Origin of the sequence: Streptomyces sp. HUAS TT7 (genome assembly GCF_051550175.1) — a bacterium.
Classification (GTDB): Bacteria; Actinomycetota; Actinomycetes; order Streptomycetales; family Streptomycetaceae; genus Streptomyces.
This window is the reverse complement of record NZ_CP196175.1, coordinates 6478209-6494384: the sequence shown is the minus strand read 5'-3', so window position 1 is coordinate 6494384 and position 16176 is coordinate 6478209. Positions and strand designations below refer to the sequence as shown.

Below are 16176 nucleotides of genomic sequence, written 5' to 3'. Positions count from 1 at the left end.
CTGGTTGCCGGGGTCGTCCGCCGGCTCTCCGGCCGCCCCCTCCTCGTGTCAGCCGCCGAGCCTGGCCGTGAGCGCTCCCACCGGATCTGCGTCCGGCGTGCCTCGCGGCCACCAGTCCTCCCTTCCCGGGTCCGATTCGTATCCGTACCAGAGCCCGTCGCGGCCGTAGCGGAGCTGGGTGGCAGGGGTGGAGAGGCGGTTGCGGCTGGGGCGGAAGTCCGGGAATCCGGCGGCGCTCAGCGCCGGGCGGGCCCGGTCGAAGGGACCCGCCGGCGGGTCCCAGGGGGATTCGAGGACGGCGAGCGCCTCGATGCCGCCCTGCCGCCAGGCGGCCACCGCGCGCGCCAGGTCGGTGGGGGTGCGGTCGGTGGCCCGGGTCAGGGAGATGTAGAGGGCGCGGGTCGCCGAGGTGAGGCCGGAGCCGGGGTGCGCGGCGGCGAGGCGGACCGCGTCCTGCCAGGTGGTGAGGGGGGCGATCGGGTCCTCTCCGGTGACCAGGAGCGTGTGGGCGCGGATGGCCGCCTCGGTGGCGAGGAGGTCGAGGGCCAGCGGGTCGGGCCCTCCGTGCACCTCGGGGAAGGCGGGCGGGTGGCCCGGCCGTGGCGGCGTGGGGAACGGCGGCGGCAGGGGCGGAAGCGTGCGCGGCTGGACCGCCACGCGGGCCTGGACGGTGGGGAGTTGGGGAAGCGGGGCCGTCCGCTCCACGGCCATGCGGGTGGCGTTGCGCCGGGTGAGCGCCGCGAGCACCTCCTGCTCGCCGCGCCCGCGCATCAGCAGCAGCACGAACGGGTCCTCGTCCAGGAGGCGGGCGGCCTGGTAGCAGAGCGCCGCCGCGTGCTTGCAGGGGTAGCCGTCGTCGGGGCAGGAGCAGTCGGGGACCAGGTCGCCCGGCGCGGGCAGCAGCGCCGCCTCGTCGGCCAGCGCGTGCGGCAGGTCCTTGTCGAGCAGCGCGGCGATGTGGGCGGGCTCCTGGGCCGCGGTGTCGAGGAAGTCCTCCCACACCTGGTCGGACAGGGTCCGCAGCCGCAGCTCCGTACGGTAGGGGCGGGGGCGGGAGCCGTGTACGTAGGCGGTGATGCGGCCCGGCGTGACGGTGATCGCGTCGACGTTTCCGGCCTGGGCGTAGGCGTGGCCCCGTGCCAGCCGGGCGGAGTCCAGGGCGAGTTCCTCCAGGGCTTCCACCCAGGCGTCGCCCCACCAGGTGCCGGTCCGCTCCGAGCGGGCGCCGAGCGCGGGGTAGGTGCGACGGCGGTCGTCGTGGCGCGGGGTGCCGATGGACGGGCGGGGGGTCATGGGGCCCTCCGCAGGGAGATCAGGTCGGCCAGTTCGCGGTCGGTGAGTTCGGTCAGGGCGCTCTCGCCGGAGCCGAGGACGGCGTCGGCCAGCCGGCGTTTCTGTTCCAGCATGTCGGCGATGCGGTCCTCCACGGTGCCCTCCGCGATCAGGCGGTGGACCTGGACGGGCTGGGTCTGGCCGATGCGGTAGGCGCGGTCGGTGGCCTGCTCCTCCACCGCCGGGTTCCACCAGCGGTCGTAGTGGATGACATGGCCGGCGCGGGTGAGGTTGAGGCCGGTGCCCGCCGCCTTCAGGGAGAGGATGAACACGGGGACCTCGCCGCTCTGGAAGGCGTCGACCAGCCGATCCCGCTCGGCCACCGGCGTTCCCCCGTGGAGCAGTTGGGAGGGAACGCCGCGGGCGGTGAGGTGGCTGGAGAGCAGGCGGGCCATCGCGACGTACTGGGTGAAGACGAGGACCGAGCCGTCCTCGCTCAGGATGGTGTCCACCAGCTCGTCGAGGAGCGCCAGCTTCCCCGAGCGGGACGTCAGGCGCGGGGCCTCCTCCTTGAGGTACTGGGCGGGGTGGTTGCAGATCTGCTTCAGGGCGGTGAGCAGCTTCATGATCTGGGCGCGCCGGGCGATGCCCTCGGATGCCTCGACGGCCGCCATCACCTCGCGGACCACCGCCTCGTAGAGGGCGGCCTGTTCGCGGGTCAGCGGGACGGGATGGTCGGTCTCCGTCTTCGGAGGCAGTTCGGGCACGATGCCCGGGTCGGACTTCTTCCTCCGCAGGAGGAAGGGGCGGACCAAGCGGGAGAGGCGGGCCGCCGCGTCCTCGTCCTCGCCGTTCTCCACCAGCCGGGCGTGCCGGGACCGGAACGCCTTGAGGGGGCCGAGCAGCCCCGGCGTCGTCCAGTCGAGCAGCGCCCACAGCTCGGACAGGTTGTTCTCGACGGGGGTGCCGGTCAGCGCGATCCTGGCCGGGGCCGGGATGGTGCGCAGCGCCTTGGCGGTCGCCGAGAACGGGTTCTTGACGTGCTGCGCCTCGTCGGCGACCACCATGTTCCAGGCGTGGGCGGCCAGTTGGGGCGCGCTGCCGCGCATGGTGCCGTACGTGGTGAGGACGAAGCCTCCCTCGCTGCCCTGAAGGCTGCGGCTGCTGCCGTGGAAGCGGCGCACCGGGACGCCGGGGGCGAACCGGGCGATCTCGCGCTGCCAGTTGCCGAGCAGCGAGGCCGGGCAGACGACCAGCGTGGGCTCGGTGCGGGCCCGGCGCAGATGCAGGGCGGTGACGGTGATGGTCTTGCCGAGGCCCATGTCGTCGGCGAGGCAGCCGCCGAGGCCCATCGACGTCATCAGCTCCAGCCAGGCCAGGCCCCGTAGCTGGTAGTCGCGCAGGGTGGCGTCCAGGCCCGGTGGCTGTTCTGCCGTGGCCGGCCCCTCCAGGAGCCGGTCGCGGAGCACGGCGAGCGCGCCGGCCGGGACGGCCTCGACCGTCTCGCCGTCGACCTCGGCGGTGCCGGTGAGCGCCACGGACAGCGCGTCCACGGGATCGAGCAGGCCCAGGTCACGCTTTCTGGCCTTGCGGACGAGCTCGGGGTCGGCCACCACCCACTGGTCGCGCAGCCGCACGATCGGGCGGTGGGACTCGGCGAGGACATCCATCTCGGCGTTGCTGAGCGGTTCGCCGCCGAGCGCCAACTGCCAGTTGAAGGCGAGGAGTTCCTCGGCGTCGAAGAAGGACGTGCCGTCGGTGGCCGAGCCGGGCGCCGGGCGCACCACGGCGGTGGCGCTGAGCGTACGGGCCAGTTCGCGCGGCCAGTGGACGGCGACACCCGCCGCGGCAAGGCGCGCCGAGGCCTCGCCGAGCAGCTCGTACAGCTCGGTCTCGGTGAGCGGCAGGACGTCCGGAACACTGCGCTCCAGGAGCAGCCCGAGCGGCGGCCAGACGCGGGCGGCGCGGCGCAGGGCGAGCAGCGCGTCGATCCGGGCGCGCGGCCCGAAGGCGTCAACTCCGCTTCGCGCGCTGCCCGTTGAAGCCGTCTCCCCGCTGTCGCCCTCGTCGTCCGACCAGAGGCGGGCGGCGTCGACGACCAGGGTCGGGTCGGCGAGGCTGTGCACCTGGACGATCGCCGAGCCCGCGCGCCGGGCCTCGCCCTCCTCTTCGGACGCCGTGTCGAACAGCTCGTACCCCGACAGGTCCAGGCGCAGCGACACCCGTACGCCCGCGTCCATCCCGGCGGCCGCCTCCGCGGCCCAGGCGCGGGCGGCGGGCAGGTGCTGGGCGGCGGCCGCGGCGAAGGGCGCGCCCGCCGCGTGGGCGGCGGCCGGGGTGCGCGGCAGGGTGTCCGCGACCGCGTCCAGGAAGGCCCGCACCAGGGCCTCCGGCTCGGGCAGCCGCAGGGCGCCCCGGCCGGGGACGGGGACGGCGTACGCCTCGTACGGCATGGCGGCGGCGATGGCGCGCAGCTGGGCGATGTCGTCGGCGTCCAGCGGCCCGGCCCGCCAGGCGTCGTGGTGGGTGGAGGTGAGCCCGGGCAGCAGCCTGCCGCGCGCGACGAGGTGCAGGGCGTGCAGCGCGGCGGCGCCCCAGCAGGCCGCCGCCGGGTGTGCGGCGGGGTGACGGCGGGCCCTGACCAGCATCGGAAGCGCCTCGGCGACCGGGACGAGGAGAGCGGCGACCTTGCGGCTGCGGGCTCCCCCGCCGTGGCGGCGCACCACGGTCAGCTCGGTCACCTCCGCCCCGGGCGGCCCCTGGGGCACCGGCCCCTGGTCCGGGTCCCAGAAGGCGACCTTCCCGTCGCGCGGCAGCCCGGCGGGCAGGAACACGGCGGCCGCCGACACCGCGGGCCATGGGGAGGGCACGGGCTCCCTCGCGGCCTCGTGCGGCCGCCCGGGCTCCACCGACGGGTAGGTGTGCTCGCGCCGCTCACGCCAGGCGGACGCGGGCATCCACGAGGCCGCCGGCTCCCGCTCGGTGCGCTGCATCGGTGTCGGCCGAGTCATCTGCCGGTCACCTCCCTCCGTCCGCACAGTTCATGGTTCGTCGCGTGGTCCGCGACTGATCTACGACCTTACGGGCGAGGTCTGACAATGGGCTCCACGGCCTCAGCGCACCCCCTCCCACAAGGCACGTTCCTCGCCGCGAAGATCGGACTCGACGCTCGGTGCGGTGTCGAAGACCATGGTCGTCCGGGTCTCGCGGTCGTACGGCGCCCAGCCCGGGTCGCCCGTCTTCGCGAAGGCCACCCAGGCGCCGTGCATCGCGTCCGCGAGGGACTGCGGGGGCTTCTCGCCGAGGATGGGGGCGTAGCCCGGGTCGTCGAGCCGGTCGAAGACGTAGCCGAGCTCTGAGGCGTGACAGGCGCCGAGCCGGCCGCCGAGGGCCGGGGAGCGCCGGGCGAACTCGTACACGTAACTGCCGGGCACCGCCTCGGCGACGCGCAATGCCGGGATCCGGTAGAACCAGTCGGTGGTGACCGCGTCGAACAGCTCGCCCGGCACGGCGTCCGGGCGGCGCTCCGCGTACACCGGCAGCGCCTTGTCCGGGTCGAGGCCGTAGGCCGCCGTCACGGTCCGCAGCTTGGTGTGCGGCAGTGCGTCGAGGCGCTCGGTCGGCACCAGGAAGAGGCGGTACTCCTCGCGGTTGCTGCCGGCCAGGAGCTCCACCCCGCAGTCCGCGGCGGGCAGCGGCAGCTCGTCGAGGACGGGCTCGAACGGCATCATGTTGAGCGCCGCCTCGCCCCACAGCGCCGGGTCCGGGCGGGCCCCGATCTCGCCCCGCAGCTCGGCCTGCGCGGGCAGCAGCGTGTCGAGGGGGACGGCGGCGAACTCCTCGGCGGTCGCTTCGATGCCGAGCTTCTGGGCGAGCCTGGCCGCGATCAGTTCGGCCGAGGCGGGCCGCAGGAAGTGATGGGCGGCGCCGCTCTGCAGGATCGCGCGCCGGAACAGGCCGCGCGCCCGGGGCATCGAGAGCAGCGCCCCGATGCTCATGGCACCCGCCGACTCGCCGAACACGGTCACCTGGCCGGGGTCGCCGCCGAAGGCCTCGATGTTGTCGCGGACCCACTCAAGAGCTGCGATCTGGTCGAGGAGCCCGCGGTTGTCCGGCCGGTCGGGCAGCCGCAGGAAGCCGTCGGCGCCGAGCCGGTAGTTGATGCTGACGTACACCACACCGTCGCGGGCGAAGGCACTGCCGTCGTACGCGGACGTGGATCCGGAGCCGTTGGCGAAGGCTCCGCCGTGGATCCACACCATCACCGGCAGGCCGCCGCCGGAGGCCGGGTGCGGGGTCCAGATGTTGAGGTTGAGGCAGTCCTCGCCCTGGGGGCCGTCGTCCGGGATGAGGACGTCGAAGGGCGGCGCGTAGGGGGCCCGGGGGACGCTCACTCCAGAGGTGAGCGCTTCGCGCACGCCGTCCCAGGGGGCGGCCGGTCCCGGTGCGCGAAAACGTGCCTCTCCGAAGGGGGGCGCGGCGAACGGGATGCCGAGGAAGGCGGCCACGTCGTCGGCGACGAGCCGGCCTCGCACCGCGCCCTGGTGGGTCGTACGGATGGGTTCCATCAGATGCGTGCGCCTTCCGACAGGGTTTCGAGCAGCGCCGAGCCGAATTCCTCGGGACGTTCGACAGGGACCGCATGCCCGGCTCCGGGCACCGCTGTCTCCCGTACCCTGCCACCGTCCGCGTAGACGCCAGGCAGCGCGCGCTCACCGGAGTGATGTGTGCGCCCCACACAAGGTGCAGGCGAAGTATGGGGTGTCGGTGTCCCGTCGCCCGGGCGGGCTATCCACGGCGCACACCGGATGCCGGAAGCGCGGGCAAGGGGGAGGCTGGCGGCACTGACCGCCGCAGCCATGCCGTACAGACGAGGACCGCTCATGTCCGTGCCCGCGTCCCAGTCCCCCGCCCGCACGTCGCACCGCCGTCGCCGGACGCGGCTCGCCGCCGGAGCCGTGCTGCTCACCCTCGCCACCACGGCCTGCTCCAGCCTCGGGCGGACGTCGGTCGGCACGATCACCTACTCGATCGGCCCCGAGACGTCCGTCATGCTGACCAGCCCGAAGGTGCGGGGCTGCCACAAGCTCCCCCCGTCCGGGACGACCGAGCTGTACAACAACACGCTGGTCGACATGGTCATGTACCGGACGCCCGACTGCACCGGCAAGGACACGACGTACATCGGCAGCAGGCTCGCCAACAACACGGCCCCGAAGGCCCTGCCCTGGCGCAGCTTCAGCTTCGTGCACTGAGCCTGCCTTGACCGGGCCCTGTCGTGACCGAGCCGGCTCTACAGCTCGAACCAGCCGTGGCCCAGGTACCAGTGGCCGCCACCCAGGAGGTGCCGGGTGACGGCGCGCTGCACGGTGGTGTGCTGCGGAAGGTCCGCCACGGGCAGGTCCGGGTTGCCGAAGACGAAGCCGACGGGTTCGCGGTCGGACGGCTCGTCGTCTTTGTAGGCGACACGGAACAAACCTTGGAAGCGCAGAATGTTGGAATTCTCGGGAAGGTAGTCGCGCAGCTGCTCGTCGAGCAGCCAGGAGTGGCAGGCGCCCACCCGGTAGTGCTCCTCGGGGAAGTGGCGCGCGAAGAACTCCCTGGCCCGGGCGATGGAGTCGGCGCACGCGTCGGGAGTCAACGGGCCCCGGAAGTCCGGGATGTGAAGGTCAAGGCACAGGTCACCCGGCGCCGCGTCGATGCCCGCCTCCCGGACGGCCCGGCCCGTACGGTTCCCGAGCTGTGAGCGCTGGAACTGGAGCCGGCCCAGCTGGTAGATCTCCCCCCGGAAGTGCAGCCGCAGCCAGCCGGGCACGGAGAGGCCACCGTTTCCGCGCCGCCTGTGGTGCAGCGCGATGTGCCGCCCGAGGTCGGCGAGCGTACGGCGGGCGATGTCCTCGGGGATGCCCCGCTCCCGGTGGTACGCCCGGATGTGCGGCAGCGCGGCGACCGCCACGTACACGGGGAACCAGCGCTCCAGGTCGCCCAATCCCTCGGGCAGGGCGGGCAGTTCGGGATGGACGCCGACGGTTCCGATGTCCTGCACCAGGACCCGCGCCGACTCCTCCAGGAGCTCGCCGAGCCCGGGCTCGGCGGCGAACCGGGCGGCCAGCGAGGTCAGTTCGTTGATGTCCTCGTGCGGTACGGCGAGGTCGAGCAGCGTCTCGGGGAGGTCGTCGAGGAGCAGCATGCGCGCCACCCTAGCCACCCCGTTCCCCCTGCGCCGCGGCATTTGCGGACGCGGCGCACACCGCGTCCCTGCGGACACACCCCGTGACGTGCCGTACGGATCCGCCGCACACCGCGGCTTTCACCTGCGCACCAGCGGGTACACCTCCTTATAGAGGCGATCACCATGCTGCGCACCGGTAACGAACCGATCACCGCCCGCAGCCCCCTGCGGATGCGGCTGTGGCTGAGCATCTGGGGGCTGATCTGGGCCGTCGGCGGCACGGTGGGGTTCGCCCTGGAGGGGCGGCCGGGCTGGATGGCGGCCTGCGCGGCCCTGACGGCGGTGATCATCGTCGACCTGTTCATGATCATCCGCCATATCCGGCAGGGCCCGCACTATCAGCCGGGCCGCGACATCCCGCCGTACGAGCCGCCGCGCACCCGCTGGCCGTGAGCCCCGGCGTGACCCCGTGCGCTACTCCGCCTCGTCCTCGAACCGCGCCGACGCCAGGTACTCCGGCTTCGGGTCCAGGGCCGCGGCCAGCCGGAAGTGGCGTTTGGCCTGGTCGGGGCGGGCCTGGCGCTCAAAGGTACGGGCGAGGGCGAAGTGGGCGAAGGCGTTGTCCGGCTCACGCTCCAGGACCAGCTGGAACTCCAGCTCCGCGGAACGCAGTTGGGCCGCGGCGAAGAAGGCGCGGGCCCGCAGCAGGCGGGCCGCGGTGTTCTCGGGGTGGGCGGCGATGACCGAGTCGAGGAGCTTGACGGCGCCACGCGGGTCCCGGGCGGCCAGCAGGTGCTCTGCCGCGCGGAAGTCGATCACGTGCGTCTCGGGGTTGCTCTCGGCCACGTGCCTGTCCTTTCCCTCGCTGCGCGTTGTCAACGCCATGCCCAGCTCCGGTATTCCGTACGCATCCGAACACGGTCGCGCCCCGGGGGCCGCACGCTTCAGAGCGAGGCCGCCGCCAGCGTCAGCCCCAGCAGCACGATCGCCGCGCCCGCCGCCATGAACGCCCGGTCCAGGGCGGTGCGTTCGCGGCCGAGCAGGACGATCGTGCGCGGGTCCTCCGGATCGTAGGACACCCGGACACTGGCGCCCGGCGGGAGCGGCTCGCGGCGGCTCGGCGGGACCGGCGAAGGAAGTTCGAGGACATGGCCGTCGGCCGTCTCGAACTGCAGAAGGGGCCGCGCCGAGCCCTGCGGCGCGGGCTTCACCAGCGCCCACGCGAACGCGCCCGCCCGCTCGACGCGCCGCGTCTCCCGCAGCCCGTACGCCCCGGCGAGCAGCGCCACCAGGCCGCCGAGCACCGTGAAACCCGCCAGTACGAAGAGCACAGTCGGATCGTAATCCGCCCGGGCCATATGCCGCGGGCCAAGCCGTGGAAACCCAGCATGATGAGGGAATCCGTACGGTTCGGATACGCGCCGGTTCACCAGGACACCGGTTTTCGCGCCCCCAGTGAGCCCGGGGCGCTGGTCGCGGCCGCCGAGGCGCTCTTGACGGCCACGCACTGCCGCCGCCCTCAGGCAGGCCTGCCGCCCTTCAGACGGCGGCCCGCGCCACCAGTTCCTCCCACACCTTGCGCACCTGCGGCTCCAGCGACTCCAGGGGGCCGTCGTTGTCGATGACGAGGTCGGCGACGGCGAGGCGCTGGGCGCGGTCGGCCTGGGCGGCCATGCGGGCGCGGGCCTCCTCGGGCGTCATGCCGCGCAGGCGCACCAGCCGGTCGATCTGGGTCTCGGGGGCCGCGTCGACGACGACCACGAGGTCGTACAGCGCGGCGAGGCCGTTCTCCGTCAGGAGGGGTACGTCGTGGATGACGACCGAGTCGGGGCCCGCCGCCGACTCCAGCTCGGCGGAGCGCGCACCGACCAGCGGGTGGACGATCTTGTTCAGGGTCGCGAGCTTCTCGGGATCGGAGAAGACGATGCCGCCCAGCCGGGGGCGGTCGAGGGTGCCGTCCGCGGACAGGATGCCGGGGCCGAACGCCTCGACCACCGCCGCCAGGCCCGGCGTTCCGGGCTCGACCACTTCCCGCGCGATCCTGTCCGCGTCGATCAGTACGGCTCCGTAGGAGACGAGCAGCCGTGACACTTCGCTCTTGCCGGCGCCGATACCGCCGGTCAGGCCCACCTTCAGCATGAGCGGAAGCTTAGGCGCCCGCTCTATGCGTCGCCTTCCCGCTCGGCGAGAAAGCGTTCGAACTCGCGGCCCAGTTCCTCCGCCGACGGGAGGTCCGCCGGTTCGGCGACCAGGTTGCCGCGGGATTCGGCACCCGCCACCGCGTCGTACTGGTGCTCAAGGCCCTGGACCAGGCTGACCAGCTCCTCGTCGCCCTCGCCGATCTGCCGCTCGATCTCGGTCTGGGTGCGCTGCGCCTCGGTACGCAGGCCGTGCGCAACGCTCGGCAGGACCAGGCCCGTTGCCGCCGTGACGGCCTCCAGGGCGGTCAGCGCCGCGTCCGGGTAGGCCGACCGCGCCACATAGTGCGGGACGTGCGCGGCGACACCCAGGACGTCGTGGCCGGACTCCATCAGGCGGTACTCGATCAGCGACTCGGCGCTGCCGGGCACCTGTGCCTCGTCGAACGGCGAACGGTGGCCGGGCATCAGGTCCGTGCGGTTGCCGTGCGGCGTGAGGCCGACGGGGCGGGTGTGCGGCACGCCCATGGGGATGCCGTGGAAGTTGACGGAGAGACGCACGCCGAGGCGCTCGACGATCTGACGCACGGCGAGCGCGAAGCGCTCCCACTCGACGTCCGGCTCGGGGCCCGACATCAGCAGGAAGGGCGCGCCCGTGGCGTCCTGCACCAGGCGGACCTCCAGCGCGGGCACCTCGAAGTCCGTCCAGCGGTCGCGCCGGAACGTCAGCAGCGGGCGGCGGGCGCGGTAGTCCACGAGCCGGTCGTGGTCGAAGCGGGCCACCACCTGGTGGGGCAGTGTGTCGAGCAGCTTCTCGACGATCTGCTCGCCGGTCTCACCCGCGTCGATGTAGCCGTCGAAGTGGTACAGCATGACCAGGCCGGCCGACTCCTGCGCGAGCGCCATGTCGACGACGGCGAGGCCCTTCGGCTCCCATTCGTACAAACCCTGCGGATCAAGCACGATTACCGCTCCTCCTCGTGTTCATCAGGAAGAACGACCGCCAGGACGCGGGCATTCCCGTCCCCGCCGCTTTCACCGAAAGCCTTGCCAACCGCGCGGGGGCGGGCCTCCAGTCTGCCGGGCGGAACCCGGCCGCGACCGCGACATCGGTCAACTCGACGGTGCAGGAGCCGAGTTCACAACCGAGGGGTGGCCGGGAATGAAGTAGGGCCCGCTCCCCATGGGGAGCGGGCCCTACTTTCAGCTATCTACCAGCTGGGGCAGAGCGTCAGCTCTGGCCGCCCGCCAGCTTCTCGCGCAGGGCAGCCAGCGCCTCGTCCGACGCCAGGGCGCCGGAGTTGTCGTCCGACTCCGAGGAGTACGAACCGCCGGAGACGCCCGCCGGGGCACCGGCCGGGGCGGCAGCACCCTCGGCAGCGGCAGCCTCGTCGGCCTCGCGGGACTTGATGACCTGGGCCTGGTGCTGCTCGAAGCGCGACTGCGCCTCGGCGTACTGACCCTCCCAAGCCTCGCGCTGGGTCTCGTAGCCCTCGAGCCAGTCGTTGGTCTCGGGGTCGAAGCCCTCGGGGTAGATGTAGTTGCCCTGGTCGTCGTAGGACGCGGCCATGCCGTACAGGGTCGGGTCGAACTCGACCGACGCCGGGTCGGCACCGAAGGACTCGTTGGCCTGCTTCAGGGACAGCGAGATCCGGCGACGCTCGAGGTCGATGTCGATGACCTTGACGAAGATCTCGTCGTTGACCTGGACGACCTGCTCCGGGATCTCCACGTGGCGCTCGGCCAGCTCGGAGATGTGGACCAGGCCCTCGATGCCCTCGTCGACGCGCACGAACGCACCGAACGGAACGAGCTTGGTGACCTTACCGGGGACGACCTGCCCGATCTGGTGCGTACGGGCGAACTGCTGCCACGGGTCTTCCTGCGTCGCCTTCAGCGACAGGGAGACACGCTCGCGGTCCATGTCGACGTCGAGGACCTCGACGGTGACTTCCTGGCCGACCTCGACAACCTCGGACGGGTGGTCGATGTGCTTCCAGGACAGCTCGGAGACGTGGACGAGACCGTCGACGCCACCCAGGTCCACGAAGGCACCGAAGTTGACGATCGAGGAGACGACGCCGGAGCGGACCTGACCCTTCTGCAGGGTGGTGAGGAACGTCTGGCGAACCTCGGACTGGGTCTGCTCGAGCCAGGCACGGCGGGACAGGACCACGTTGTTGCGGTTCTTGTCCAGCTCGATGATCTTCGCCTCGAGCTCCTTGCCCACGTAGGGCTGGAGGTCGCGGACACGACGCATCTCGACGAGAGAGGCCGGCAGGAAGCCACGGAGGCCGATGTCGAGGATGAGACCACCCTTGACGACCTCGATGACGGTACCGGTGACGATGCCGTCTTCTTCCTTGATCTTCTCGATCGTGCCCCAGGCACGCTCGTACTGAGCGCGCTTCTTGGACAGGATCAGACGGCCTTCCTTGTCCTCCTTCTGGAGAACCAGGGCCTCGATCTCGTCGCCGACCTTGACGACCTCGTTCGGGTCGACGTCGTGCTTGATCGAGAGCTCACGGCTCGGGATCACGCCTTCGGTCTTGTAACCGATGTCGAGCAGGACCTCGTCCCGGTCGACCTTCACGATGACGCCGTCGACGATGTCGCCGTCGTTGAAGTACTTGATCGTCTCGTCGATCGCGGCGAGGAAGGCTTCCTCGTTACCGATGTCGTTGACCGCTACCTGCGGAGTGGTAGAGGTGGTCTCGGTGCTGCTCGTCATGTGGGAAAGGGCTCCGGTTACGGACAGAAAGTCGTAGGTACTGCCACGCCGAGAGCCCGTATCGCCTCTGCAGAAGCCGGACAGCCTGGGAAGCGCCGATCCGGGTCGGTCCGGATGGCGCCTCGAGAACCGAGGGGACATACAACAGATGGAAGCGCGCCTGCTACGTCTGAGGTGCGCAGGCTCGCAGCGCAACTTGTAGCATACGGGGGCAGCCGGACACGGTCAATGCGCGAAGGCGCACACCCGGGGCGGATCCCCGCATTCCCGGCACAACTAAGGTTCCCCGAGGCCACGATGGGCCCCGCAGACCTCTTTCGAGAACCTTCGGAACACGAGGTCGCGTCCCGCGCAAACTACAACGACGGACACGATGAGCCAAGAGATCCAAGCGTACGAGTCCGAGAACGGGTCCGATTCCGAGCCCGAGGCGACCAGGCGTACCGCCGGGGACACGGAGAGCAGCCGCGCCAGCCGTGGCTGGTGGGACCGGAACGCCGACGAGTACCAGACCGACCACGGAGCGTTCCTCGGGGACGACCGCTTCGTGTGGGGCCCCGAGGGCCTGGACGAGGCCGACGCCCGGTTGCTCGGCCCCGCGGAGTCCCTCAAGGGTCTCGACGTCCTGGAGATCGGCGCCGGCGCGGCCCAGTGCTCGCGCTGGCTGGCCACCCAGGGCGCCCGCCCGGTGGCCCTGGACCTCTCGCACCGCCAGCTCCAGCACGCGCTGCGCATCGACGGGGGCGCCTTCCCGCTCGTCGAGGCGGACGCCGGCGCCCTGCCCTTCGCGGACGGCTCCTTCGACCTGGCGTGCTCGGCCTACGGCGCGGTCCCCTTCGTGGCGGACCCGGTGAAGGTCTTCCGCGAGGTGCGCCGGGTGCTGCGCCCCGGCGGCCACTGGGTCTTCTCGGTCACCCACCCCATCCGCTGGGCGTTCCCCGACGAGCCGGGCCCCGAGGGCCTGTCGGTGGCCGCCTCCTATTTCGACCGCACGCCGTACGTCGAGCAGGACGAGAGCGGTCACGCGGTCTATGTGGAGCACCACCGGACGCTGGGGGACCGGGTGCGGGACGTGGTCGCGGGCGGTTTCCGCCTGGCGGACCTGGTCGAGCCGGAGTGGCCGTCCTGGAACACCCAGGAGTGGGGCGGCTGGTCCCCGCTGCGGGGCAATCTGATCCCGGGCACCGCGATTTTCGTGTGCGTACGGGACTGACAGGCACCCGGGTCCGGCGCAGGCCCAAACCCGGGGCGCACATTACCCAGAGTTAGTCATACAAGCCCACCGCCCCTGTGGACAGAGCGTCACGCGGTCCGGCGGGACGTACGACACTGAGCGCATGATCCGAACCGACGCACTCGACGCCCTCCCGGTCCGCGAGGCCGTGCCCGAGCTGCTGGCCGCGCTCGACGGGCACGGCACGGCCGTGCTGTGTGCCCCGCCCGGCACCGGCAAGACCACCCTGGTGCCGCTGGTCCTGGCGGGCCTGGTCGGGGGCGGGCCGGTGCGGCGGGTCATAGTGGCCGAGCCGCGCCGGATCGCGGCCCGGGCGGCCGCGCGCCGGATGGCCTGGCTGCTCGGCGAGCGGACAGGTGCGAAGGTCGGCTTCACCGTGCGCGGCGAACGGTCGGTCGGCCCGGACACCGTCGTCGAGGTCGTCACCACCGGTGTGCTCCTCCAACGCCTGCAGCGCGACCAGGAGTTGACCGGGGTCGACGTCGTCGTCCTCGACGAGTGCCACGAGCGCCATCTCGACGCGGACACCGTCGCCGCCTTCCTCCTCGATGTACGGGCCGCGCTGCGGCCCGAGCTGCGCCTGGTGGCGGCTTCCGCGACGACCGACGCGGAAGGCTGGGCCCGGCTGCTCGGGGACGCGCCGGTCGTCGAGGCGGCCGGGGTCGCGCACCCGGTGGAGGTGGTGTGGGCGCCGCCCGCGCAGCCGGTCCGCCCGCCGCACGGCATGCGGGTGGACCCGGCACTGCTCTCGCACGTGGCCGCCACGGTGCGAAGGGCGCTGGCCGAGCGGGACGGCGATGTGCTCTGCTTCCTGCCCGGCATGGGTGAAATCGCCCGTGTGGCACGGCAGTTGGGCGATCTCGGCGGGATCGAGGTGCTCCAGGTGCACGGACGGGCCCCCGCCTCCGTACAGGACGCGGTGCTCGCCGGATCCGACGGCCGGCGGGTGGTCCTGGCCACCTCGGTCGCCGAGTCCTCGCTGACCGTGCCCGGGGTGCGCGTGGTCGTCGACTGCGGCCTGGCCCGCGAGCCCAGGGTGGACCACGCCAGAGGTCTCGGCGCGCTGACGACGGTACGGGCCTCGCAGGCGGCGGCCCGCCAGCGCGCGGGCCGGGCCGGGCGCGAGGCCCCCGGTGCGGTCTACCGCTGCTGGACCGAGGCGGAGAACATCCGCCTGCCGCGCTTCCCTGCCCCCGAGATCAAAGTCGCCGACCTGGCCGCCTTCGCCCTGCAGTCAGCCTGCTGGGGCGACCCGTCGGCCGAGGGCCTCGCCCTGCTCGACGCGCCGCCGGCGGGTGCGATGGCCGCGGCCCGTGCCGTACTGACCGCGATCGGCGCTGTCGACGACCAGGGCCGCGCCACCGACCGCGGAGCCCGGATGGCCCGGCTCGGGCTGCATCCCCGGCTCGCCCGGGCCCTCCTCGACGGCGCTTCCGAGGTCGGCGGGCGGCGGGCCGCCGAAGTGGTCGCCCTGCTGAGCGAGGAACCTCCGCGGGAGTACGGCGACGACCTGGCCGCGGCCTGGCGCACGGCACGCCGGGGCGGGGACGGGTACGCGGGGCGCTGGCTCCAGGAGGTGCGGCGCCTGGCCCCGTTCGCCGGGAGCCGTCCCGAGCAGGGCACCGCCGAGGCCGCCGCCGGGCTCGTCGCGGCCCTGGCGTTCCCGGAGCGGGTGGCGCGGGCCCGCGGCCAAGGCTCGTTCCTCATGGCGTCCGGAACCGGTGCCGAGGTGACCCAGGGATCCGGGCTTGCCACGGCGGGCTGGCTGGCGGTGGCCGTCGCCGACCGCCCCGTACAGGCGGCGTCCGCCCGGGTCCGCCTGGCCGCCGTCATCGACGAGGCCACCGCCCGGCTCGCCGCGGGGCATCTGCTGACGGAAGGCGAGGAGGTGCATTGGGAGGACGGTGATGTCGTGGCCCGCCGGGTGTCCCGGCTCGGCTCGGTCGAGCTGTCCGTACGCCCGCTGAAGAGAGCGGATCCGGCGCTCGTGCGCGACGCGCTGCTCGACGGACTGGCGCGCGACGGGCTCGGGCTCCTGCGCTGGACCCGTGACGCGCAGGGCCTGCGCGAGCGGCTCGCGTTCTTGCACCGGGTGCTGGGAGAGCCCTGGCCGGACGTGTCCGACGCGGCGCTGCTCGCCCGGCCCGACGCCTGGCTGGAGCCCGAGCTCTCGCGGGCCCGGCGCCGGGCGGACCTCGGGCGGATCGAGGCGGGGGCGGCTCTGAACCGGCTGCTGCCGTGGGCGACCGGCGAGGCGGCCCGTCTCGACGAGCTGGCCCCCGAACGCATCCAGGTCCCGAGCGGCTCACGGATACGGGTGGAGTACGGGGGTGAACAGCCCGTCCTCGCCGTCAAGTTGCAGGAGATGTTCGGCCTGGACGGCACGCCCGAGGTGGCCGGTGTGCCCGTCCTGGTGCATCTGCTCTCCCCTGCGGGACGGCCCGCCGCCGTCACCGCGGACCTCGCGAACTTCTGGCGCGACGGGTACCGGGCAGTGCGGGCCGAACTGCGCGGCCGCTACCCCAAGCACCCGTGGCCTAAGGATCCGACGGGCGCGGAGGCGACGCGGTTCACAAAGGCGCGGCTCAAACAGTAGGAGCCTGCCTGCAGGGGCCCGCGTCCGGTCCGG

The 16176-nt window shown here is 72.8% G+C and carries 13 protein-coding genes; 4 read left to right on the top strand and 9 right to left on the bottom strand.

Translation table 11 applies throughout. The features are described from left to right. Positions 1 to 48: 48 nt before the first annotated feature. The 3 genes from ACSHXC_RS29205 to ACSHXC_RS29195 all read right to left on the bottom strand — a co-directional run bounded on the left by ACSHXC_RS29205 (position 49) and on the right by ACSHXC_RS29195 (position 5840). Positions 49 to 1293: an SWIM zinc finger family protein gene (locus tag ACSHXC_RS29205; protein ID WP_438294431.1), complete on the bottom strand. Its 1245-nt coding sequence runs from the start codon at positions 1291 to 1293 to the stop codon at positions 49 to 51. Beyond that, the gene (locus ACSHXC_RS29200; RefSeq protein WP_438296883.1) at positions 1290 to 4229 is read right to left on the bottom strand and encodes a DEAD/DEAH box helicase; all 2940 of its coding nucleotides are present in this window, start codon (positions 4227 to 4229) and stop codon (positions 1290 to 1292) included. The genes ACSHXC_RS29205 and ACSHXC_RS29200 overlap by 4 nt, the downstream gene beginning before the upstream one ends. A gap of 156 nt (positions 4230 to 4385) precedes the next feature. Next, positions 4386 to 5840 carry a carboxylesterase/lipase family protein gene (locus tag ACSHXC_RS29195; RefSeq protein WP_438294430.1) on the bottom strand — a complete coding sequence of 485 codons (1455 nt, stop codon included), beginning with the start codon at positions 5838 to 5840 and terminating at the stop codon, positions 4386 to 4388. Between the two features lie 315 nt (positions 5841 to 6155). On the opposite strand from ACSHXC_RS29195, the gene ACSHXC_RS29190 reads away from it, so the two are divergent. After that, on the top strand, positions 6156 to 6527 hold the full coding sequence (locus ACSHXC_RS29190) for a hypothetical protein (protein ID WP_438294429.1): 372 nt from the start codon (positions 6156 to 6158) through the stop codon (positions 6525 to 6527). Between the two features lie 38 nt (positions 6528 to 6565). Here the strand turns inward: ACSHXC_RS29190 and ACSHXC_RS29185 are convergent, their stop codons facing one another. After that, a complete protein-coding gene (locus ACSHXC_RS29185) occupies positions 6566 to 7462 on the bottom strand; it encodes an acyltransferase domain-containing protein (RefSeq protein ID WP_438294428.1) in 897 nt (298 codons plus the stop codon). Between the two features lie 165 nt (positions 7463 to 7627). On the opposite strand from ACSHXC_RS29185, the gene ACSHXC_RS29180 reads away from it, so the two are divergent. Continuing rightward, complete coding sequence (locus ACSHXC_RS29180) at positions 7628 to 7897, top strand: DUF6343 family protein (protein WP_438294427.1); 270 nt, start codon at positions 7628 to 7630, stop codon at positions 7895 to 7897. 21 nt (positions 7898 to 7918) lie between these two features. Here ACSHXC_RS29180 and ACSHXC_RS29175 read toward each other — a convergent pair whose 3' ends face one another. The 5 genes from ACSHXC_RS29175 to rpsA form a co-directional block, all read right to left on the bottom strand. Next, a complete protein-coding gene (locus ACSHXC_RS29175) occupies positions 7919 to 8290 on the bottom strand; it encodes a tetratricopeptide repeat protein (RefSeq protein WP_344373277.1) in 372 nt (123 codons plus the stop codon). A gap of 98 nt (positions 8291 to 8388) precedes the next feature. Continuing rightward, positions 8389 to 8775 carry a DUF3592 domain-containing protein gene (locus ACSHXC_RS29170; protein WP_399485244.1) on the bottom strand — a complete coding sequence of 129 codons (387 nt, stop codon included), beginning with the start codon at positions 8773 to 8775 and terminating at the stop codon, positions 8389 to 8391. Between the two features lie 208 nt (positions 8776 to 8983). Continuing rightward, positions 8984 to 9583, bottom strand: coding sequence for a dephospho-CoA kinase (coaE, locus tag ACSHXC_RS29165; RefSeq protein ID WP_438294426.1), 600 nt, complete (start codon positions 9581 to 9583; stop codon positions 8984 to 8986). Positions 9584 to 9606: 23 nt separating this feature from the next. Then, a complete protein-coding gene (locus tag ACSHXC_RS29160) occupies positions 9607 to 10545 on the bottom strand; it encodes a PAC2 family protein (RefSeq protein WP_053729298.1) in 939 nt (312 codons plus the stop codon). 268 nt (positions 10546 to 10813) lie between these two features. Then, on the bottom strand, positions 10814 to 12313 hold the full coding sequence (rpsA, locus tag ACSHXC_RS29155; protein WP_053729297.1) for a 30S ribosomal protein S1: 1500 nt from the start codon (positions 12311 to 12313) through the stop codon (positions 10814 to 10816). 373 nt (positions 12314 to 12686) lie between these two features. Here rpsA and ACSHXC_RS29150 point away from each other — a divergent pair, with 373 nt between their 5' ends. Both ACSHXC_RS29150 and hrpB read left to right on the top strand, forming a co-directional pair. Next, positions 12687 to 13526 (top strand): class I SAM-dependent methyltransferase, encoded by an 840-nt coding sequence (locus ACSHXC_RS29150; RefSeq protein WP_438294425.1) that lies wholly within the window; start codon positions 12687 to 12689, stop codon positions 13524 to 13526. Positions 13527 to 13650: 124 nt separating this feature from the next. Continuing rightward, positions 13651 to 16143 (top strand): ATP-dependent helicase HrpB, encoded by a 2493-nt coding sequence (hrpB, locus tag ACSHXC_RS29145; protein ID WP_438294424.1) that lies wholly within the window; start codon positions 13651 to 13653, stop codon positions 16141 to 16143. Positions 16144 to 16176: the final 33 nt, after the last annotated feature.